The following is an 18,774-nucleotide window of genomic DNA, read 5'->3' on the forward strand; positions in this document are numbered from 1 at the left end:
CGACCGACCCCACGACCGGCCCGCTCCCGCAGCGACGGCCGGGCCCCCGACCGACAAGCCGATCCCGCAACCGGGCCCCCCCCGCGCCCCCGCCCCCCCCCCCCCCCCCCCCCCCCCCCCCCCCCCCCCCCCCCACTCCACTTTTGCGGTTCCTGAGCGCCGGGTAAGGTTAGGTTAGCCTTATCGATCTCGGCAGGAGGTGAGCCCGCGTGTACGTCTGCAACTGCTTCGGTGTGACCGAAGCGCAGGTCCAGCAGCACGCGGACAACGGCGCCTGTACCCCCCGCCAGATCGCCTCCGCCTGCAAGGCCGGGACGGACTGCGGATCCTGTGTACGTCGGATCCAGGCGATCCTCGGGCGCGGTGCGTACCCCCGCCGTGAGCCGGCCGACCCTGGCAAGCAGGTCCTGACCGGAGTCGAGGAACTGGAAGAGGCGGCCTAGCTCTCCGGCCCAGCTCTCCGGACTAGCTCTCGGGCTGCTCGATCAGCTGGGCGATGTACAGCGCCTCACCGAGCTTCTCCAGCAGCTCCAGCTGCGTGTCGAGATAGTCGATGTGGTGCTCCTCGTCCGCGAGGATCGACTCGAAGATGTTCGCCGAGGTGATGTCCCCCTTGGCGCGCATCACCTCGATACCGCGCTTGAGCCGGTCGATCGCCTCGACCTCGACCTGCCGGTCGGCCTCGAACATCTCCTTGACGGTCTGGCCCACGCGCACATGGAACAGCCGCTGGTAGTTCGGCAGTCCCTCCAGGAAGAGGATGCGGTCGGTGAGGACCTCGGCGTGCTTCATCTCGTCGAACGACTCGTGCCGCGTGTACTTCGCGAGCTTCGTCCAGCCGAAGTTCTCCTGCATCTTCGCGTGCAGGAAGTACTGGTTGATCGCGGTGAGCTCGCCCGTGAGCTGCTCGTTGAGGAATTCGATGACCTCGGGGTCGCCCTGCATCGCAGAGGCTCCTTCCAACCGTGGGGAACTGGCAGGCTGCGCCGCATCCTTGCACCGGCGAAGAAGATCGTCCAGTAAGTCTTCACTTAGTAAGTAAGGGCATGCTTAGTCCGATTTGGGATGGGTTGAGTGGGGGTTGGTCGGGTGCATCGCCTCGGGTCTGTCAGGATGGAAGGCATGGGTCAGCCGGTGGAGCGGGAGAGTGGAGAAGCGGCGCACTCCGAGCTTCCGCCGGGGCAGCGACTGCAGCGCGGCTGGCCCGTCACGCACTACGGCCCGGTCCCCAAGTTCCGGCCCGAGCGCTGGGAGTTCCGGGTCTTCGGCGCCACCGCGGACGACGAGAAGCACTGCTGGAACCACGAGGAGTTCACGGCTCTGCCGCACACCACCGTCGTGGGCGATCTGCACTGTGTGACGAAGTTCAGCATGCTCGGCGCCGAGTGGGGCGGCATTCCCGCCCGCACCATCCTGGAGATCGCCCCGCCCGCGCCGACGGTCACCCATGTGATGGTGTGGGCCGAGTACGGCTTCAGCTCCAACCTGCGGCTCGCGGACTTCGCGTCCGACCGTGCGATCTTCGCCACCCACAAGGACGGGGAGCTGCTGACCGCGGAGCACGGGTTCCCGCTCCGCCTGGTCGTCCCCCAGCTCTACGCCTGGAAGGGGCCCAAATGGGTCCGCGGCGTGGAGTACATGACCGCCGACCGGCGCGGGTTCTGGGAGGAGCGCGGCTACCACAACGTCGGCGATCCCTGGAAGGAACAGCGGTACTCGTACCAGGAGGAGCCGGGGGACGGCCCCGAGCTGTGATGCTCTGAGGCTCAGTGACCGTGGTGCTGGTGGACCACGGCGTGCCCCTTGCCGCGGCCGATCATCCACTTGTTGACCGGGACGGTGACGACGAACGCGATGGCCAGCGAGATCGCCAGCGACGCCCAGAACAGCAGATCCGCGAGTTTCGCGTCCATGGCGTCCGGCCACAGGGCGATCACGCCGTTGTCGATCAACTCCATCACGGCGATGGACAGGGTGTCGGCGGCCAGTGCGACTCGAAGCGCGGCCCTGAAGCCCATGCCGGTCTTCAGGACACCGCGCAGGGTGAGCGAGTAGCCGAAGACGAAGGCCAGGACGATCGCCAGTACGGTGGTCGCCAGGTTGCCCCAGCCCAGCGCGGTACCGACGACCATGCCGAGCACCTCACCGATGGCGCAGCCGGTGAGGCAGTGGAGGGTGGCCTGGACGGCGACGGCCCAGGTGGCGCTCGGCTGTTCGGCGTCGGCGTGCCCGGTGTGAGCGTGTGCGGTGTGAGCGTGTGCGGTGTGCTCGTGGTCCACGGCTGACCCCCAGTGTCGGATGACGGACCCTTTCCCTGAGGACCAACTGTATACCCCCCAGGGGTATTCCTGTGAAGGTTCGGACGCCGTTCCGGTAACTGACAGCACATTCCGTGCCCAGAGCGCTACGCTGAGATCCTTGCCTGGCGGGAACCGTCGGGTGGAGACGGATCCAAGCGACCTGTGGGGTTCCGCTTGCCGTCCGGTTCGGGGGAGCGCGGTACACGGGGGACGACGGTTGGGGCTGTTCGGAGAGCGGCATACCTTTTTCGCGGGTCTCGGCCCGGCGGACCGCGAGGCGTTGTCGGGTCTCGGCACGCGGCACGAGTACCCACCGCACGACACACTGCTCGCCGAGGGCGACCGCACCACGTTCGTGGTTGTCCTGCTCAGCGGCTGGTGCACGGTGTGGACGCCGACCGAGCGCGGCGGCCGTCTGATCCTGGCCCTGCGTCGGGCCGGCGAGATCGTGGGCGACATGGCGGCACTCGACGGCCGCCCCCGCAGCGCCTCGGTGAGCGCCCTCGGTCCGGTGACCGGCCTGGTCGTACCCGGCGAGCGCTTCCGGCGCTTCCTGGCTTCCCGGCCGCCCGCCAACGCGCTGATGACGATTCAGCTCACCGAGCGGCTGCGCAGCGCGGACCACGAGCGCCGGGCCCTCGCCTCCATGACGGTGTTACAGAGGCTGGCGGAACGCCTGGTCGAACTCGCCGACCGTACCGGCCGACTGGAGAACGAGGCCGTGACCATACGGCTCCCCCTCGCGCAGCACGAACTGGCCGCTTCCGTGGGCTCCACCCGCGAGGCCGTCGCCAAGGCCCTGCGCCTGTTACGCGAACAGGGCCTGGTCCGCACCGGCCCCGGCACCCTCGCCGTGGCCGACCTGGATCCCCTCCGCCTGCTCGCCGCCGGACAGCCCCATGGCACACAGACCTAGAAGCATCGGGTGCCGCGCTGTGTAAACGGCTACAGCGGGGATCAGCCGGCTCCGCGACCATCCGAGGAGCCGGTGGTTCGACGGGACGGCAGGGAGGAGAGAACGATGGAGGAGGAAGCCGAGTACGGCTTCATCGTCAACGTGGACGCGCAGGGCTCGGGCCTGTTGTCCGACACCGAGAAACCCGGGATGCGGCGCAGACTCTACGAGGTCACGAACGCCGCTTTCGAACAGGCCCGTATCCGCGCTCCCCGGCTCTACCAGGAGGACCGCGGCGACGGCATCCTCAGCGTCCTCGCGCCCGACGTGCCGCCCCAGCGGGTGGTGGGGGAGTGGCTGGAGTACCTCCACCAGAACCTCCGCCAGACCAACCGCGACCTCAACAAGCCCCTGCGGCTGCGCGTGGGCCTGCACATCGGCCCCGTCACGCGCGACGCACACGGCCGCTCCGGGCGGGCCGTCGATCTCGCCTGCCGGCTGGGCGACTGCGACACCGCGAAGGCGATCCTCAAGGCCGCGGAGGGTGCACCCCTGGTGGTGGTCGCCTCCGACCGGCTGTACGAGGACGTCGTGCTCGCCGGCGGACGCTGGGTGGAGCCGGACCATTACCGCCGCCACGAGGTGGAGCTGAAGGAGGGCCGCAGGGCCGCCTGGTTCACGGTGCCCGGGCTGCCGCAGCCGCCCGAGCCGGCGACTGCGGCGAAGGACCTCGCACCCGAGCCGCCGCAGCCCCTGGGCACCGGGGACAGCTTCGTCCAGAACAACCACCACCACGGTAGCGGCCAGTTCATCGCCAACGGCAACGTCGACACCTTGCACATCAACCAGCACGGCGGTGACCGGTGAACGCGCAGAGCCCCCAGCCTCCCCAGGGCAACCCGAAACCCCAGCAGCAACAGCCGCAGCAGAAAGCCGAACCGGACAAGTCCGCCGGCCCCGCCCAGGGGAGCGGCCCGGAACAGCCGCAGTCCGACGTCATCGGCGGCACCGCGGCCGACCCGCTCGGCGAGGAGGCGCTGCCCGGAGCCGCGGCCGCCGCCTCCAGGATCTATCGCTCGACCGTGTCCTCGCACGGTTCCGGCACCCTCATCAGCTCCGGGTCCGTCCACACCATGAACTTCTACGGCGGACAGGCGGCCGAGCGGCTGCTCGCCGGCCCGCTCCCCGAGGACGAACTGCGCAGGCTGCGCCGGGTCTTCCAGGAACCGAAGGACTACGGCGACCACCGCGGGCAACTGCGCGACGGACGGCTCCTGGTCCTCCTCGGCCGTCCCGGTACCGGACGCTCCTACACGGCGCTGTCCCTGCTGGACGACCTGACCCGCGGCCAGGTCTCGCGGCTCGATCCGCGCACCGACCTGGACAAGCTGGACGACAACCAGATCGACGAGGGCCGCGGCTATGTGCTGGAATCCAGCGCCGTCGTACTGCCCGACGAGACCGGGTTGGACCGGCTGTGCGGACTGCTCCGCAAGAAGCAGGCCTACGCGGTCCTGCTGGCCACCCCCGAAGCCGGGGACGTGCTCTCCCGCGGCGGCCGCTACCGCCGCGTCCACACCCCGGCCCCCCAGACCGCCGTACTCGAAGGTCACCTCGCCGACGAACTCGACGAGGCGGGACCCGAGGCGTACGAGCGGGCCCGGGTCATGGCGCTCGATCCCGAGGTGCTGGAGGCGCGGGGCCTCGACGAGCTGCGGCCCGCGGAGGCGGCCCGCTTCGCGACCCTGCTGGCCCGCAACACCCGGGGTGAGCTCACGCACGACGAACTGCTCGCCGCATGCCGGGAGTTCGCCGAGAACCAGGCCGCCGAGTGGTTCGCCGGAGGCGTCCGCTCGGAAACCCCCGAGCGGTTACGGGACGCGGCCTACCGGATCGCCGTCGCCGTCCTGGACGGGGCCTCGCTCAGCGCCGTCGCCGAGGCCGCCGAGGTGCTCGCCTGGGAACTGGCCGTCACCGTCGATCCGGAGGCGACCCCCGGCCGCCCGCTGTTCAGCGACGGAGTTGACGCCCGGCTGGTCTCCGCCCGCGCGGTCGCCGAACTCGGCACGGAGGAGGTCGGCACCGAGGAGGTCCCGGTGCGCACGGTGCGCTTCGCCGGTGAGGCTCTCGCCCCGGCCGTCCTGGGCCACCTCTGGCAGCACCGGCACAATGCGCGCGGGCCCGTGCTGCGATGGCTGGCCGGACTGTGCGAGGACGACCGGCCGCAGGTCTGGGTGCGGGCCGCCGTCGCGGCCGGGCAGCTGTGCCGCCTCGACCTGTCGCACACCGTGCACGAACTGGTCCAGCCCATGGCCCAGGCCAGGCAGGCCCGACGCCGGCTGTTCGCCGCGACCGTGCTCGACGTGGCTCTGCGCTCCCCGGACGTCGGCGGCGCCGTCCGCGCCCTGGTCGGCTCCTGGGCCCGGCACGGCGACGAACAGCTGCGCTGGACGGCGGGCGCCGTACTCGGCAGGGGGCGGGCCACGGCCACTGCGCGCGAGTCACTGGACCTGCTCGGCGGAATCGGCGTCTGGGACGAGGGCAGGCTACGGGCCGACGCGGCCGTCCAGGTCGCGCACTTCACCGGCGCCCACCCCGACGGCCGGACTCCGAGCAGGATCCGCGCCTGGCTGTCCGACGAACGCCGGCCCCAGCAGGACCTGGGTCTGCAGAGCACGATCTTCCTGGCCTCCGTCTCCGTGGTCGACCTCTGGAACCAGCACGACGACCTGGCGGGTCACGGCGACTGGCCGCTGATGCTGGCCCTCTCCGCCGTCCGGCCCGCCCAGGCCGCGGAACTCGCCGGACTCCTGTGGACGGCTCTGCAGACCCCGCGGTCCTACGAGGCCGCCGTCGACGCCCTGTCCGGCTGGCTGCGCGACTCGGCCGAGCAGCCCTGGGCCGAGTGCCTGGAGCGATTCCTGCCGCTGCTGGTGCACAGCCAGGACGACCGGGACCGGCTGCTGTCGCTGATCAAGGAACTGACCGAAGACCCCGACCAACCACTGAACGAACAGCAGGTCCGCCGCCTGTGGGGGGCGGTCCAGGGAGCGAGTACACGATGACGCACAACCAGTGGGGCCAGCAGTGGCCGCGGCAGGACGAGGAGTTCGTCCTGCCCCACGACCTCAGAGGCCCTTTCGTACGCGAGTTCGCCCCACAGGCCGCCTACCGGCACCGCAACAGCCAGGTGGCCTCGGTGCTCTACTACAAGAACGGCGGATACAGCATCCTCACCGTGCGCGGCGCCGAGCACGTCAACAAGCCGCTGATGGGGAAGCCCACCTCGGTGTGCTGGGTCGCCCGCGGTCAGCACCAGGCCTCCTTCCAGCTCGAACTGCCCACCTACGGCGACCGGTCGCGGTTCAAGGCGGGCGCCGACGTCAACTGGGAGGTGCGCGACTTCTACCTCGCTGCCGAAAAGCGGGTGGTCGACGTGGAGCGCATGCTCCGGCCGCCGCTGGAGGCCCGGCTGCGAGGGCTCAGCCGACGCTACAGCCTGGACTCGGCGCAGCAGGTCGATGAGGCGATCCAGGACGAGCTGGCCAGCGGACGGTGGAACGACTTCGGCGCCGAACTCGGTCTGGCCACCCAGGTGTTCATCCGTATCGACCTCGGCCAGGCCGCCGCCGACCACCAGGCCCAGATGGTCGCGGTGGAGACGGGCAGCAAGGTCCAGGAGGCCCTTGACCTGGCCCACAAGGCGCGGATCGCCGCCAACCTCGACGACGCGCAGAAGCTGATCAGCGCGGGCGAGACCGTCCAGTACGCCACGATGCTGGCCCAGGACCCCAGCCGGGCGCACGAGATCCTCGGCGTGCTCCAGCAGCAGGCCCGCGAGCAGCGCCAGGGCGCCCTGGACTACCTGACCAACCTGATCAACCAGGGTGTGGTCCAGCGGCACCAGATCGATGACCAGGTCCAGGCCCTCATCGACTACAGCCGTACGGTCGCCGGTGGCGTCTTCCCGAGCGGGTTGCCGCAGGCCCCGACCTCGCTGCCGATACCGCCGATGCCGCCCGCACCGCCGCTGGCCCGGGCCGACGCACCGCCGATTCCTCCCGCGCCGCCGGCCGACTCGGTCCCCGGGGAGGGCACGGAAATGGAGTACGACTCCGGTCCCGGGGCCCGCGAGTGACCCCAGCCGAACCGGACGCCGCGCACTACGTCGCCGAGCGGCTGCTGCTGACCGTGCGCGAGGACCTGGGCAGGGCGGACGTGAAGGCGTCGATCCTGCTCTCGGGTGCCGTGGCGGTGCCCGCGTTGGCGCTCGGCCGAGGGGTGCCGACCGAGGCCTCGGGGGTTGCCCTGGGACTCCTCGCGGCAGGCGGGGCACTCTGGGCGGTCGGCACGCTCCTGCTCCTCGCGGTGGTCCTGCCCCGTACCGGTACGGTCCGCTCGGCTCCAGGTCCGACGTACTACGCCGACGCCCTTCGGGTCACGGACATGGAGGCGTTGCGCCGGGCCACCGCCGAAGCCGGCGCGGACCGGGTGAGCTGGTTGCTGACCCAGTTCCAGGACGCCAGCGTCATCCTCGCGGCCAAGTACCGCTGGCTGCGTCGGTCGATGGTGCTGCTCGGGGCAGGGCTGTTGCTGGCGTTCCTGTCAGCCGTCGTGAGCTGACCCGGTCGTCTCGGCTTCCTTCGCCGACCTCGGCCGTCCTCAGCCGTCCCGGAGTTTCTTCAGTCGCTCCACGTCCGCCGCGTGGCCCTCCTTGCCGCCGGGTGTCTCGATGATCAGGGGGACACCGTCGGTGGCGGGGTGGGTCATCAGGGCGCGGAACGGGTCCTCGCCGATATGGCCCGAGCCGATGTTCTCGTGACGGTCCTTGTGGGCGCCGACCACGTCCTTGGAGTCGTTGGCGTGGATCAGCTTCAGTCGGCCCTCGCCGACCGTGTCCACCAGGAGGTCGAGCGTCTGGTGCATGCCGAACGGGCCGGTCAGGTCGTGGCCGGCGGCGAAGATGTGGCAGGTGTCCAGGCAGACGCCGAGCTTCGGATGGGCGTCCAGGGCCTCGAAGTACGGCCCGAAGTCCCACGTGCGTGAACAGAGCGAGGAGCCCTGGCCGGCCGTCGACTCCAGGAGCAGATGCGGGTCGTCGTCGTGGGTCAGCTCGTCCAGGAGCGGCAGCAGGTGCTCGCGCACCTGCTTCAGGGCCACGGAACGGTCGCGGCCGCCGGTCGCGCTGCCGGTGTGCACGACCACGCCCAGCGCGCCGATCTCGCGTCCGCGTCGGAGGGAGTGCCGCAGCGAGTCGACCGACCGCTCCACGGTCGCCTCGGTGTGCGAGCCGAAGTTGATCAGGTACGGGGCGTGGACGTACGCGGGTATCGCCTTGTCCGCGCAGACCTCACGGAACGCCTCGTCCTGGCGCGGGTTGCCGACGGGGGTGGCCCAGCCGCGTGGGTTGGCGACGAAGACCTGCACGGTCTCGGCGTCGAGGTCCTGGGCGTACGACATGCCCACCGAGTGAAGGCCACCGGCCACGGGGACGTGGCCGCCGACGGGGTTGCGCTGTGTTGTCACCGATCCAGGGTGCCATTGCCTGCGGCGCTCGGGCCGGTGGGGTGGGGGCAGCCCCTTGCCTCGGGTGGCTGCGGGCCCCCGGGGGCCGGGCGCGCAGTTCCCCGCGCCCCTGGGCAGGGGGCCGCGCCCGTGGTTTGTGAGGTAAGGAAGGGCGCCCGCGCGGAGCGCCCGTCAGCGGATGGTGATCGTGATCGTCGAACCCTTGGGAGCCGTGTCGCCGCCGTCCACCGACTGCTTCTTCACCGTGTCGCCGAACAGGCCCAGCAGGCCGCGGTCCTCCTCGACCTGGAAGCCCGCCTTCTCCAGTTCCGACTTGGCGTCGTCCACGCTGTCGCCCGTGACATCCGGGACCTCGACCATCTCCGGGCCCTTGGAGATCGTCAGCGTGACGGTGTCGCCGTCGGCCGCCTGGCTGCCGGGGTCCGGGGTCTGCCGGGCGACCTGGCCCGCGTCGTCGTCGGAGTTGACCCGCGCGGTGGCGACCTTGACCTTCAGGCCGGCCTCCGCCAGATCGGCCTTGGCGTCCGCCAGGTCCTCGCCGGTGACGTCCGGGACGTCGACCGGGGCGCCCTTGCTGACGGTGAGCGCGATCGCCGAGCCCGCGCGCAACGTGGTGCCGCCCCCGGGGTCGGTGCCGATCACGAACCCCTTGGGGACGTCGTCGCTGAACTCCCGGGTCACCATGCCCGGTTGGAGTCCTTCCGTCTTCAGCCGGGTTCTCGCCCTGCCGAGTTCGTAGCCGTCCACGTCGGGCACCTTCACCGTCTGCGGGCCCTTGGAGAGGGTGATCGACACGGAGTCGTGGTTCCGTATCCGGGTGCCGACCTCCGGGTCCGTGCTGATGACCGTGCCGCGCTTGACGGTGTCGCTGTAGGCGTAGGTGACCTTGCCGGTCTCCAGACCGGACTCGTCCAGCCGGTCCCGGGCCTGTGCCTCGGTCTTCGCCAGGAGGGCCGGGACCTGCGTGAACTGGCCGGAGTTGATGTACCAGACGCCCGCCCCGAGTCCGAGGGTCAGCAGGACCGCGGCGACGATCAGGAGCGGGCCGCGTCGGGAACCGCCCGAGGAGCGGCCGCGCCGGGACGGCGGGAGCGGGGGACTCTCCAGGACGCTGGTGCGGTGGTACACCGGCGCGGGTTCGTCCTCGTTGACCGGCAGCAGACGCGGCACCGTCAGGGCGCGCGGGATCACGCTCGTGCTGTTCTCGGCGCCGGCGTACTCCGCCGACAGCGCCTGCGGCGGCACCGCGTCCAGCTGGTCGGCGCTCAGCCGGCCATAGGCCTCGCGGGTCTGCGCGAGCAGTGCCACGGCGTCGTACGGACGCAGGTCCGGGGTACGGGCGGTGGCCGACGCGACCAGTTCGTCCAGTTCGTACGGCAGCCCCGGGACCACGGCCGAGGGGGGCGGGACGTCCTCGTGGAGGTGCTTGTAGAGGACTATGGCGGGGGAGTCGCCGTCGTGCGGCTGGCTGCCGGTCAGCATCTCGTACAGGACGACACCGCACGCGTACACGTCGACGCGGGCGTCCGCGGCGCCCGGCTGCTCGATCTGCTCGGGTGAGAGATAGGACACGGTGCCGAGGACGGCTCCGGTGCTGCTCGTCACCGTGTTGACCGACCGCACGAGACCGAAGTCGGCGACCTTGACCCGGCCGTCGTCCCCTATCAGGACGTTCTCCGGCTTCATGTCCCGGTGCACGAAACCGGCGCGGTGCGCGGCGCCGAGCGCGGCGAGCACCGGCTCCAGGATGTCCAGGGCGGCGCGCGGCTGCAGGGCCCCGCGCTCGCGCAGCACGTCACGCAGGGTGCAGCCGGCGACGTACTCCATGGCGAGATAGACGTACGACCCGTCGGTGCCCTGGTCGAAGACCTGCACCACGTTGGGGTGGGCGAGCCGGGCGACGGACTTGGCCTCCCGGATGAACCGCTCGACGAAGGTCCCGTCCGCCGCGAGCGCGGGGTGCATCACCTTGAGCGCGAGCACGCGGTCCAGGCGGGTGTCCAGGGCCCGGTAGACCGTGGCCATCCCGCCGACCGCGATCCGCGCGTCCACGCGATAGCGGCCGTCGAGCACCTGCCCGACCAGCGGGTCCTGAAGGGTCGTATCCACGCAGGCGAGTGTACGAGCCGCCGCTGACAGTCGATTCGGTTCGACCCGATCGGGGCGGTACTGCAGCCGAGCTGTGACGAGGATCGCACGGGGGGAACGCGCGCCTCTCTAGGCAGGTGTACCGGACGCATTCAGCCCTGGGCGCGACTACTGAAAAGCCGGCCGCTCCGGATCCAGCGCCGCCAGGCCCTCCGCAGGAGACGAGGCCTGCGCGTAGTGCCGCCGGGGAATCCGCCCTGCCCGGCGCGCCAGCCGCCCCGCCTCCACCGCGTGCCGCATCGCATGCGCCATCAGCTCGGGCTCCTGCGCCCGCGTCACCGCCGAGGCGAGCATCACACCCGCGCACCCCAGTTCCATCGCCAGGGCCGCGTCCGACGCCGTGCCCGCCCCCGCGTCCAGGATCACCGGCACACGCGCGTGCTCGACGATCAGCTGGAAGTTGTGCGGATTGCGGATGCCGAGGCCGGAGCCGATCGGCGAGCCCAGCGGCATGATCGCCGCGCAGCCCACGTCCTCCAGCTTGCGGGCCAGCACAGGGTCGTCGTTCGTGTACGGCAGCACCGTGAAGCCGTCGTCGACCAGCGTCTCCGCCGCGTCCAGCAGCTCTATGGGGTCCGGCAGCAGGGTGCGCTCGTCGGCGATGACCTCCAGCTTGACCAGGTCCGTGCCGAGCGCCTCGCGCGCGAGGCGGGCCGTCAGGACGGCCTCCCCGGCGGTGAAACAGCCCGCCGTGTTCGGGAGCACCCGAATGCCGAGCTTCTCGAGCACGGACAGCACCGAGCCGTGCACCGAGGGGTTCACCCGCCGCATCGCGACCGTCGTCAGCTCCGTGCCGGAGGCGACCAGCGCCCGTTCCAGCACCTCCAGGCTGGGCGCGCCGCCCGTGCCCATGATCAGCCGGGACGAGAAGGACGTACCGCCGATGACAAAGGGATCGTCGGCCATCGGTCAGCCTCCTTGGACGGCGGTGAGGACTTCCACGCGGTCTCCCTCGGCGAGTGGCGTCGAGGGCCACTGCGTGCGCGGGACCACGGTCTCGTTGAGCGCGGCGGCCACCCCGGCGGGCGCCGCCGTCACCGCCCGCACGACGGTGTCGAGAGCCGTGCCGGGAGCGAACTCCCGCGGCTCTCCGTTGACGGAGATGTTCATGCCGGCTGCTCCAGGAGCTCCGTGGCGGCGAAGCGCCTCGGGGTGAACGGGCGTGCCGCGTCGGGGAGCTCACCGGTCGTCAGGACGTGCACCATGGCGTCCCCGGTGATCGGCGTGAGCAGCACGCCATTGCGATAGTGGCCGGTCGCGAGCACCAGCCCGGCCAGTTCCGTGGGCCCGAGCAGCGGGGCGTTGTCCGGGGAGCCCGGGCGCAGTCCCGCGCGGGTCTCTGTGAGCGGCAGTTCGGTGATGCCGGGGACGAGTTCGTGGGCGTCCCGCAGCAGCTCGTACACCCCGCCCGCGGTCACCGTCGTGTCCCACCCCAGCTCCTCGCTGGTCGCGCCGATCACCAGCTCTCCGCTCTCGCGCGGCACCAGATAGACCTGGCTGCCGCGGACCACGGCCCGCACCGTGCGGCTCAGGAAGGGCGCGCAGCGCGGAGGAACGGTCAGCCGGAGCACCTGGCCCTTGACGGGCCGTACCGGGGGCAGGACGTCCGCGGGGATCCCTTCGAGGCGGCCGCTGAGGCTTCCGGCGGCGAGCACGACCTGGCCCCCGCCCAGGTCGTCGCCGTCAGTCGTGGTGACTCCCGCGGCCCGGTCCCCCGCGACACGGAGGCCCTTGGCCCACGCGCGGTGGAAGACGACACCTGCCTGCTCGCACGCGGCCAGCAACGCGCGCGTGAGGCGGCGCGGATCGATCTGGTGGTCGCCGTCCACCCGCAGCCCGCCCCGCACCCCCGGCGCGAGCATCGGCTCCAGCCGCCGGCACTCCCGGCCGGACAGCCACTCCGACTCCAGCCCCGACTGCCGCTGGAGCGCGTGCAGTTCGCGGAGGTGGGCGCGGTCGTCGGCGTCCAGGGCGACGGCGAGCGTGCCGCACCGGCGGTAACCGAGATCCTGTCCGGTCAGTTCGGTGAGCTCGGCCGCGAAGGCGGGATAGCGCTGGGCGGAGGCGAGGTTCAGGCCCAGCAGGGTCTGCTCGCCGTAGTGCAGTTCGGTGACCGCGGCCAGCATCCCGGCGGCCACCTGGGCGGCCCCGCCGCCCGGTTCGGGATCCACGACGGCCGTGGTGAGACCGTGCTGGGCGGCCCGCCAGGCCGTGACCAGGCCGATGATGCCGCCCCCGACGACGAGGACGTCTGACGTACGTGAGGACATGGGCGTCCAGCCCCTCCCTTCGCCGGCATGACCCGGATCAGGTTCGTACGGTCGGAGGCCGCCAGCCTCCCTCTCAGCCCGGTGCGTCCGGGCTCCCGCGAGTGCTCTACGTTGGCCACCCTAGCCCGTGCCCGTGTGCCGCTGTAAGGGAGCCTCGCACCATGCCCCGCTCGCTCGACGGTCTCGTCCTCGCCCCGGTGGCCGATCAGGCACCGGGTCAGGTCGGGACGCGCACCCGGTTCACCTACCACGAGAAGGACGGGGAGATCTGGGCGGAGTACGCGGGCGGCGACGTCGTACGCGGCCATCTCGTCGGCACGCGCGCGGGGGACCGTCTCGACTTCCGGTACGTCCAGCTCAAGCCTGACGGGACGACATCCTCCGGGCACTGTGTCTCGACGGTCGTGGAGCTTCCCGACGGCCGGGTGCGGCTGGAGGAGACGTGGGAGTGGGAGTCGCAACCGGGCAGCGGGACGAGCGTTGTGGAGCAGGTCACGGAGCACGACTCCTGACTGACTGATTGTCAGGTGACTATGGTGATCAAATGAGCGAGCAGATGCAGGCGCGGGCGCAGCGGCGGGTGGTCGTGGTCGGCGCGGGCATGGCCGGGGTGCAGACCGCGGTCGCCCTGCGGGAACAGGGCTTCACGGGAACCGTCACGCTGATCGGCGCGGAGCCCCATCAGCCGTACGACCGTCCGCCGCTCTCCAAGGCCGTGCTGCTGGGCAAGGCCGAGGGATCCGCCTTCGACGTGGACTTCGAGGCCCTCGGCATCGAACTGCAGCTCGGCCGCGAGGCGCTGGGCGTGCGCCCCGACGCGCACGAGCTGGACACCGAGGCCGGGCCCTGCCCGTACGACGTCCTGGTCATCGCCACCGGTGCCGAACCGATCCGGCTGCCCGGCACGGAGGGCGTGCCCGGCGTGCATCTGCTGCGCACCCTCGACGACGCCGAGCGACTGCGCCCCGTGCTGGCCCGGCAGCACGACATCGTGGTCGTCGGCGCGGGCTGGATCGGCGCCGAGTTCGCCACCGCCGCACGCGAGTCGGGCTGCGCGGTGACGGTCGTGGAAGCCGCCGACCGGCCGCTCGCGGGCGCGCTGCCCGCCGAGGTGGCCGCGCCGATGGCCTCCTGGTACGCCGACGCCGGGGCCGTTCTGCGGACGAACGCGCGCGTGGAGCGTGTCGATCCGGGCGCGGTCGTCCTGGACGACGGTTCCCGGGTGGCCGCGGGCGCTGTGGTGGTCGGTATCGGCGCCCGGCCGGCAACGGCCTGGCTCGCCGGTTCCGGCATCGAGCTGGGCGCCCACCGCGAGGTCCTCGCCGACGACCGGCTGCGCACCTCCGCGCCGGACGTCTACGCGGTCGGCGACTGCGCCTCCTTCCCCTCGGCGCGGTACGGCGAGCGCCTGCTGGTCCACCACTGGGACAACGCCCTCCAGGGCCCCCGCACGGTGGCCGCCGACATCCTGGGCGAGACCCCCACGGTCTACGACCCGGTCCCGTACTTCTGGTCCGAGCAGTTCGGCCGCTTCGTCCAGTACGCCGGCCACCACGCTTCCGCCGACACGACCCTGTGGCGCGGCGAGCCGTCCGGTCCCGCCTGGACGGTGTGCTGGCTGCGCGAGAACCGCCTGGTGGCCCTCCTGGCGGTGGGCCGGCCCCGCGACCTGGCCCAGGGCCGCCGCCTGATCGAGGCGGGCACGGAGATGGACCCGGAACTGTTGGCAGACCCGGCGAGACCGCTCAAGGCGGCGACGGCGTAGGCGGCCCGGGGCCCGGCGATTCCTGAGCGGCGAGGGCGAGGGCGTGGGCGGCCCGTCCGGCCACGGAGGCCGACGATGGCGCAGGCAAGGTCGCCCCGGTGAAGGCCTCCGGAAAGGGCGACGAGTCCGTCGCCTTCTCCGTCGCCTCCGACATGGACGGCGAGGCGACCGGGCCCCGTATGCCGCCGCTGGCAACCACGGCGGAGGCGGACCACCGTGTCGTGACCCGGGCAAGGCCCTTCCGCCGCGGTGGCGCGGTCTGGTGGTGTTTGACGCGCCTGAGCTGCTGGCGGCCATGCTTTCGGCCGTCTGGGCAGCGTGTCGCGCGATCGGTCGCGGTCGGCGAATTGCGGTGGCGGGTCGCTCGGCGGCGCGGCCTAGTGGTGCCTGATGCCCCTGACCTACCGGCGGCCACGCTTGGGCTTCCCGGGCGAGGCGCTGCGCAATCGGACGCCACCGGCGATCACAGTGGCGCGTCGGTCGGCGGCGTGGTCCGGCGACGCGGCCCGATACTGCTCGGTGCCCCTGACCTGCTGCCGGCCTCTCTTTCGGCCCCCGGGGCCACCCTGAGCGCACCCGGCGATCAGCCCTTCCGTCCCCCCGTCGGAGGTGCCCCGGCTTCCGACTGTCAGTGCGGGATGGCACGCTTAATCCCGTGACCGAGATTGACGCAAAGATCGATGCTCTCGTCCCCGCCTGGCTCACCCTCCCCGACATCGCAGAGATGCTCGATGTCGAGGTGACGCGTGTGCGGCAGCTGGTCAAGGAGGGCCAGCTCATCGCCGTACGCCGTGGTGAGAACCGCGCGCTGCACGTGCCCGCCGCCTTCATCGACGTGGCCGAGCAGAAGGTCGTCAAGGGCCTGACCGGGACCCTGACGCTCCTGAGGGACGACGGCTTCACCGACGAAGAGATGCTGGAGTGGCTCTTCACGCCCGACGACAGCCTGCCCGGCACCCCCGCGCAGGCCCTGAGCGAGAATCGCGGCACGGAGGTGAAGCGCCGGGCCCAGGCGCTCGCCGTCTGATCCGAACCACACCGGCGTACGGGCCGTGACCACCGAGGCCACGGCCACGGTCCGGCACGGCCCGTACGCCACCGAACCCGGGGGAGACACACGCATGCCCGACACCGCCCGCACCCAGCTCGCCGACGCCCGTGTCTACCTGTGCACGGACGCCCGCAGGCGCCAGGGCGACCTCGCCGAGTTCCTGGACGCGGTCCTGGCCGGCGGTGTCGACATCGTGCAGCTGCGGGACAAGGGCATGGAGGCGGCCGAGGAACTGGAGCATCTGCGGGTGTTCGCCGACGCCTGCGCGCGCCACGGCAAGCTTCTCGCGGTCAACGACCGGGCCGACGTCGCCCACGCGGCCGGTGCCGACGTACTGCATCTGGGCCAGGGCGACCTGCCCGTCCCCGCCGCCCGCGCGATCCTCGGCGACGACATCCTCATAGGCCGCTCCACCCACGCCGAGTCGGAGGCCGCAGCGGCCGCCGAGCAGGACGGCGTGGACTACTTCTGCACCGGCCCCTGCTGGCCGACCCCCACCAAGCCGGGCCGGCACGCCCCCGGCCTCGACCTGGTCCGCCACACCGCCGCCCTCGGCACCGACCGCCCCTGGTTCGCCATCGGGGGCATCGACCTCGGCAACCTCGACGAGGTCCTGGAGGCCGGCGCCCGCCGGGTCGTGGTCGTCCGGGCGATCACCGAGGCGGACGATCCGGGCGCGGCCGCCGCGGAGTTCGCGAAGCGGTTGCGTGACACGTGGTGACGGGTCGGCGCCGACCGGAGAGGCCGGTCGCATGATCGGCCCGGTGTCCGAAGGATGGACAACAAGTCGACAAAACGGGCAAATTTCCCTGATCTGGTTGGGTGACCGCTGCCCCCTGGCTAACCTGCCGGTATGGCCCTAGGAACCGCATCCACCAGGACTGACCGCGCACGCACGGTGCGCGACATGCTCGCCGCGGGAAAGACGACGTACTCCTTCGAGTTCTCGGCGCCGAAGACCCCCAAAGGCGAGCGGAACCTGTGGAGCGCCCTCAGGAGGGTCGAGGCGGTCGCCCCGGACTTCGTCTCCGTCACCTACGGCGCCGGCGGCTCCACCCGCGCGGGCACCGTCAAGGAGACCCAGCAGATCGTCGCGGACACCACCCTGACCCCGGTCGCCCACCTCACCGCGGTCAACCACTCCATCGCGGAACTGCGCAACATCATCGGCCAGTACGCCGACGCCGGGATCCGCAACATGCTGGCCGTGCGCGGCGACCCGCCCGGCGACCCGATGGCCGAGTGGGTGGCGCACCCCCAGGGCCTGACCTACGCCGCCGAACTCGTCCGGCTCATCAAGGAGTCGGGCGACTTCTGTGTCGGTGTCGCCGCCTTCCCGGAGATGCACCCGCGCTCCGCCGACTGGGACACCGACGTCGCGCGCTTCGTGGACAAGTGCCGTGCCGGCGCCGACTACGCCATCACCCAGATGTTCTTCCAGCCGGAGTCCTATCTGCGGCTGCGTGACCGAGTCGACGCGGCGGGCTGCGCGACCCCCGTCATCCCGGAGATCATGCCCGTGACCAGCGTCCGGATGCTGGAGCGGCTACCACAGCTCAGTAACGCGATCATCCCCTCCGTCCTGAAAGAGCGGATCCTCACAGCAAAGGACGATCCGGCCGCTGTACGCTCAATCGGAATCGAGTTCGCCACGGAGTTCTGCGCGCAACTGCTGTCCGAGGGAGTGCCCGGACTGCACTTCATCACGCTCAACAACTCAACGGCCTCGCTGGAAATCTACGAAAACCTGGGTCTGCACCATCCACCGCAGGCCTAGACCGGCCGCACGGACATACGACACACTGCGTAGCGGTCACTGGGAGAGGGGCGTACATGGGCTGGACGGTCCTCTACATCGCGTTCGGATTCGTCGCGCTGTGGCTGCTCGGCGAGGTGCTGCTGCAGTACAAGGCGCGACTGCGCTGGCGGCTGCTCGCCTTCGTCGGCTTCCTCGGTGTGGTCCTCGGCGTGCTGATCCCGTCGGTGATCGTCATCGGCCTGGGCGCGATCGCCTTCGCGGTCGGCCAGACCTACGTCACCCTGTCCTTCCGTCGCGGCTTCGAGCAGGGCTGGGCGGTCAACCCCCCGGCCGCACTGGGCGGTCTGACCGGCGGCAAGAAGAGCCGCCGCGAGCGCGGCCGCGAGGAGCCCGACCTGGAGGCCTCCGACCTGGCGACGGGCGGCGCGGCCCATCTCGATGAGACCGGGTACGACCAGGGCCGGCCGGACAACACCGCCGGCTTCGGCCACGACGACGACTACGACCGCGACGACGTCTTCACGCCCGCACGCTCCGCCGCCCCCACGGCCGCCGAGACCACCTCGGTCTACGAGCCGCAGCCGCTGCCCGACGACACCGGCTCCTACGGCGTGTACAACGACTCCGCCTACGCCGGTGACCAGTCCTACGCGTCCACGGGCCAGACACAGGACCAGTACGCGACGGCCGCCGCCGACCAGACCTACGGCTACGACGGCTACACCGGCTACGACCAGCAGCAGTACGGCTACGACCCGGCCGGACAGCAGCAGTACGCCGCCTACTCCGACCCGTACATCGGCACCCAGACCTATGGCGCGGGCTCGTACGACACCTCCTACGGCGGCCAGCAGCAGTTCGTCCAGCAGGGCTACGACCAGTACGGCGGGACGTACGGCGGCGAGACCCCGGCCGGCGGGGTGTGGGTGCCGCAGCAGCGCACCGACGAGTCCTACGGCGGTGAACTCCCGCAGGAGCAGGGGTACTACCAGGACGACAGCGGCCAGGGGCAGCACAACCAGGGCCAGGGGTACGACGAGCAGTACCGCTTCTGACGCGG

20 protein-coding genes and 1 riboswitch are annotated in these 18,774 nt (G+C 71.4%); of the genes, 13 read left to right on the plus strand and 7 right to left on the minus strand.

The genetic code is table 11. The annotated features are described in order from the left end of the window. Positions 1 to 209 precede the first annotated feature (209 nt). The gene (locus ACIRP7_RS12670; RefSeq protein WP_403657161.1) at positions 210 to 443 is read left to right on the plus strand and encodes a bacterioferritin-associated ferredoxin; all 234 of its coding nucleotides are present in this window, start codon (positions 210 to 212) and stop codon (positions 441 to 443) included. 22 nt (positions 444 to 465) lie between these two features. Here ACIRP7_RS12670 and bfr read toward each other — a convergent pair whose 3' ends face one another. Continuing rightward, positions 466 to 945 carry a bacterioferritin gene (gene bfr, locus ACIRP7_RS12675; protein WP_007381448.1) on the minus strand — a complete coding sequence of 160 codons (480 nt, stop codon included), beginning with the start codon at positions 943 to 945 and terminating at the stop codon, positions 466 to 468. Between the two features lie 177 nt (positions 946 to 1,122). Here bfr and ACIRP7_RS12680 point away from each other — a divergent pair, with 177 nt between their 5' ends. Next, the gene (locus ACIRP7_RS12680) at positions 1,123 to 1,755 is read left to right on the plus strand and encodes a sulfite oxidase-like oxidoreductase (RefSeq protein WP_403657166.1); all 633 of its coding nucleotides are present in this window, start codon (positions 1,123 to 1,125) and stop codon (positions 1,753 to 1,755) included. Positions 1,756 to 1,766: 11 nt separating this feature from the next. Here ACIRP7_RS12680 and ACIRP7_RS12685 read toward each other — a convergent pair whose 3' ends face one another. Then, positions 1,767 to 2,279 carry a DUF4396 domain-containing protein gene (locus ACIRP7_RS12685; RefSeq protein ID WP_403657169.1) on the minus strand — a complete coding sequence of 171 codons (513 nt, stop codon included), beginning with the start codon at positions 2,277 to 2,279 and terminating at the stop codon, positions 1,767 to 1,769. A gap of 238 nt (positions 2,280 to 2,517) precedes the next feature. Here ACIRP7_RS12685 and ACIRP7_RS12690 point away from each other — a divergent pair, with 238 nt between their 5' ends. From ACIRP7_RS12690 to ACIRP7_RS12710, 5 genes are all read left to right on the plus strand, one after another. Then, entirely contained in the window at positions 2,518 to 3,216 is a 699-nt protein-coding gene (locus ACIRP7_RS12690) for a Crp/Fnr family transcriptional regulator (protein WP_403657172.1), read from the plus strand. A 105-nt stretch (positions 3,217 to 3,321) separates the two neighbouring features. Next, positions 3,322 to 4,062 carry a hypothetical protein gene (locus tag ACIRP7_RS12695; protein ID WP_403657175.1) on the plus strand — a complete coding sequence of 247 codons (741 nt, stop codon included), beginning with the start codon at positions 3,322 to 3,324 and terminating at the stop codon, positions 4,060 to 4,062. Next, positions 4,059 to 6,260 (plus strand): hypothetical protein, encoded by a 2,202-nt coding sequence (locus ACIRP7_RS12700; RefSeq protein ID WP_403657178.1) that lies wholly within the window; start codon positions 4,059 to 4,061, stop codon positions 6,258 to 6,260. The genes ACIRP7_RS12695 and ACIRP7_RS12700 overlap by 4 nt, the downstream gene beginning before the upstream one ends. Next, the gene (locus ACIRP7_RS12705) at positions 6,257 to 7,333 is read left to right on the plus strand and encodes a hypothetical protein (protein WP_403657181.1); all 1,077 of its coding nucleotides are present in this window, start codon (positions 6,257 to 6,259) and stop codon (positions 7,331 to 7,333) included. The genes ACIRP7_RS12700 and ACIRP7_RS12705 overlap by 4 nt, the downstream gene beginning before the upstream one ends. Beyond that, on the plus strand, positions 7,330 to 7,818 hold the full coding sequence (locus ACIRP7_RS12710) for a Pycsar system effector family protein (protein WP_403657184.1): 489 nt from the start codon (positions 7,330 to 7,332) through the stop codon (positions 7,816 to 7,818). Before ACIRP7_RS12705 ends, ACIRP7_RS12710 begins: the two co-directional genes overlap by 4 nt. A gap of 39 nt (positions 7,819 to 7,857) precedes the next feature. On the opposite strand, the gene ACIRP7_RS12715 is transcribed toward ACIRP7_RS12710, so the two are convergent. The 5 genes from ACIRP7_RS12715 to thiO form a co-directional block, all read right to left on the minus strand. Beyond that, positions 7,858 to 8,721: a deoxyribonuclease IV gene (locus ACIRP7_RS12715; protein WP_403657186.1), complete on the minus strand. Its 864-nt coding sequence runs from the start codon at positions 8,719 to 8,721 to the stop codon at positions 7,858 to 7,860. 171 nt (positions 8,722 to 8,892) lie between these two features. After that, positions 8,893 to 10,830, minus strand: coding sequence for a Stk1 family PASTA domain-containing Ser/Thr kinase (gene pknB / locus ACIRP7_RS12720; protein ID WP_403657189.1), 1,938 nt, complete (start codon positions 10,828 to 10,830; stop codon positions 8,893 to 8,895). 147 nt (positions 10,831 to 10,977) lie between these two features. Continuing rightward, a complete protein-coding gene (locus ACIRP7_RS12725) occupies positions 10,978 to 11,775 on the minus strand; it encodes a thiazole synthase (protein WP_403657192.1) in 798 nt (265 codons plus the stop codon). Positions 11,776 to 11,778: 3 nt separating this feature from the next. Further along, positions 11,779 to 11,979: a sulfur carrier protein ThiS gene (thiS, locus tag ACIRP7_RS12730; RefSeq protein ID WP_403657195.1), complete on the minus strand. Its 201-nt coding sequence runs from the start codon at positions 11,977 to 11,979 to the stop codon at positions 11,779 to 11,781. Continuing rightward, the gene (gene thiO / locus ACIRP7_RS12735; protein ID WP_403657198.1) at positions 11,976 to 13,139 is read right to left on the minus strand and encodes a glycine oxidase ThiO; all 1,164 of its coding nucleotides are present in this window, start codon (positions 13,137 to 13,139) and stop codon (positions 11,976 to 11,978) included. The genes thiS and thiO overlap by 4 nt, the downstream gene beginning before the upstream one ends. Beyond that, positions 13,137 to 13,248: riboswitch (TPP riboswitch) on the minus strand. It overlaps the preceding gene by 3 nt. Positions 13,249 to 13,300: 52 nt before the next feature. Between thiO and ACIRP7_RS12740 the strand changes: the two genes are divergently transcribed. The 6 genes from ACIRP7_RS12740 (at position 13,301) to ACIRP7_RS12765 (ending at position 18,769) form a co-directional block, all read left to right on the plus strand. Continuing rightward, the gene (locus ACIRP7_RS12740; protein ID WP_403657201.1) at positions 13,301 to 13,651 is read left to right on the plus strand and encodes a hypothetical protein; all 351 of its coding nucleotides are present in this window, start codon (positions 13,301 to 13,303) and stop codon (positions 13,649 to 13,651) included. A 32-nt stretch (positions 13,652 to 13,683) separates the two neighbouring features. Further along, the gene (locus ACIRP7_RS12745; RefSeq protein ID WP_403657204.1) at positions 13,684 to 14,904 is read left to right on the plus strand and encodes an NAD(P)/FAD-dependent oxidoreductase; all 1,221 of its coding nucleotides are present in this window, start codon (positions 13,684 to 13,686) and stop codon (positions 14,902 to 14,904) included. 655 nt (positions 14,905 to 15,559) lie between these two features. Continuing rightward, positions 15,560 to 15,931: an Rv2175c family DNA-binding protein gene (locus ACIRP7_RS12750; protein ID WP_352382923.1), complete on the plus strand. Its 372-nt coding sequence runs from the start codon at positions 15,560 to 15,562 to the stop codon at positions 15,929 to 15,931. Positions 15,932 to 16,025: 94 nt separating this feature from the next. Continuing rightward, positions 16,026 to 16,676, plus strand: coding sequence for a thiamine phosphate synthase (thiE, locus tag ACIRP7_RS12755; protein ID WP_403657207.1), 651 nt, complete (start codon positions 16,026 to 16,028; stop codon positions 16,674 to 16,676). A gap of 132 nt (positions 16,677 to 16,808) precedes the next feature. Continuing rightward, positions 16,809 to 17,732 carry a methylenetetrahydrofolate reductase [NAD(P)H] gene (gene metF, locus ACIRP7_RS12760; RefSeq protein WP_403657210.1) on the plus strand — a complete coding sequence of 308 codons (924 nt, stop codon included), beginning with the start codon at positions 16,809 to 16,811 and terminating at the stop codon, positions 17,730 to 17,732. Between the two features lie 56 nt (positions 17,733 to 17,788). Beyond that, positions 17,789 to 18,769, plus strand: coding sequence for a hypothetical protein (locus ACIRP7_RS12765; protein WP_403657213.1), 981 nt, complete (start codon positions 17,789 to 17,791; stop codon positions 18,767 to 18,769). Positions 18,770 to 18,774: the final 5 nt, after the last annotated feature.

The sequence above is a fragment of the Streptomyces sp. NPDC102270 genome (assembly GCF_044766405.1).
GTDB lineage: Bacteria > Actinomycetota > Actinomycetes > Streptomycetales > Streptomycetaceae > Streptomyces.

Bases quoted from the DNA above. Each gene is read 5' to 3' on its own strand.
- thiE (WP_403657207.1), top strand. From the start codon at position 16,026: ATGCCCGACACCGCCCGCACCCAGCTCGCCGACGCCCGTGTCTACCTG.
- ACIRP7_RS12680 (WP_403657166.1), top strand. From the start codon at position 1,123: ATGGGTCAGCCGGTGGAGCGGGAGAGTGGAGAAGCGGCGCACTCCGAG.
- ACIRP7_RS12705 (WP_403657181.1), top strand. From the start codon at position 6,257: ATGACGCACAACCAGTGGGGCCAGCAGTGGCCGCGGCAGGACGAGGAG.
- thiO (WP_403657198.1), bottom strand. From the start codon at position 13,139: ATGTCCTCACGTACGTCAGACGTCCTCGTCGTCGGGGGCGGCATCATC.
- ACIRP7_RS12765 (WP_403657213.1), top strand. From the start codon at position 17,789: ATGGGCTGGACGGTCCTCTACATCGCGTTCGGATTCGTCGCGCTGTGG.
- ACIRP7_RS12740 (WP_403657201.1), top strand. From the start codon at position 13,301: ATGCCCCGCTCGCTCGACGGTCTCGTCCTCGCCCCGGTGGCCGATCAG.
- bfr (WP_007381448.1), bottom strand. From the start codon at position 945: ATGCAGGGCGACCCCGAGGTCATCGAATTCCTCAACGAGCAGCTCACG.
- ACIRP7_RS12745 (WP_403657204.1), top strand. From the start codon at position 13,684: ATGAGCGAGCAGATGCAGGCGCGGGCGCAGCGGCGGGTGGTCGTGGTC.
- thiS (WP_403657195.1), bottom strand. From the start codon at position 11,979: ATGAACATCTCCGTCAACGGAGAGCCGCGGGAGTTCGCTCCCGGCACG.
- metF (WP_403657210.1), top strand. From the start codon at position 16,809: ATGGCCCTAGGAACCGCATCCACCAGGACTGACCGCGCACGCACGGTG.
- ACIRP7_RS12695 (WP_403657175.1), top strand. From the start codon at position 3,322: ATGGAGGAGGAAGCCGAGTACGGCTTCATCGTCAACGTGGACGCGCAG.
- ACIRP7_RS12725 (WP_403657192.1), bottom strand. From the start codon at position 11,775: ATGGCCGACGATCCCTTTGTCATCGGCGGTACGTCCTTCTCGTCCCGG.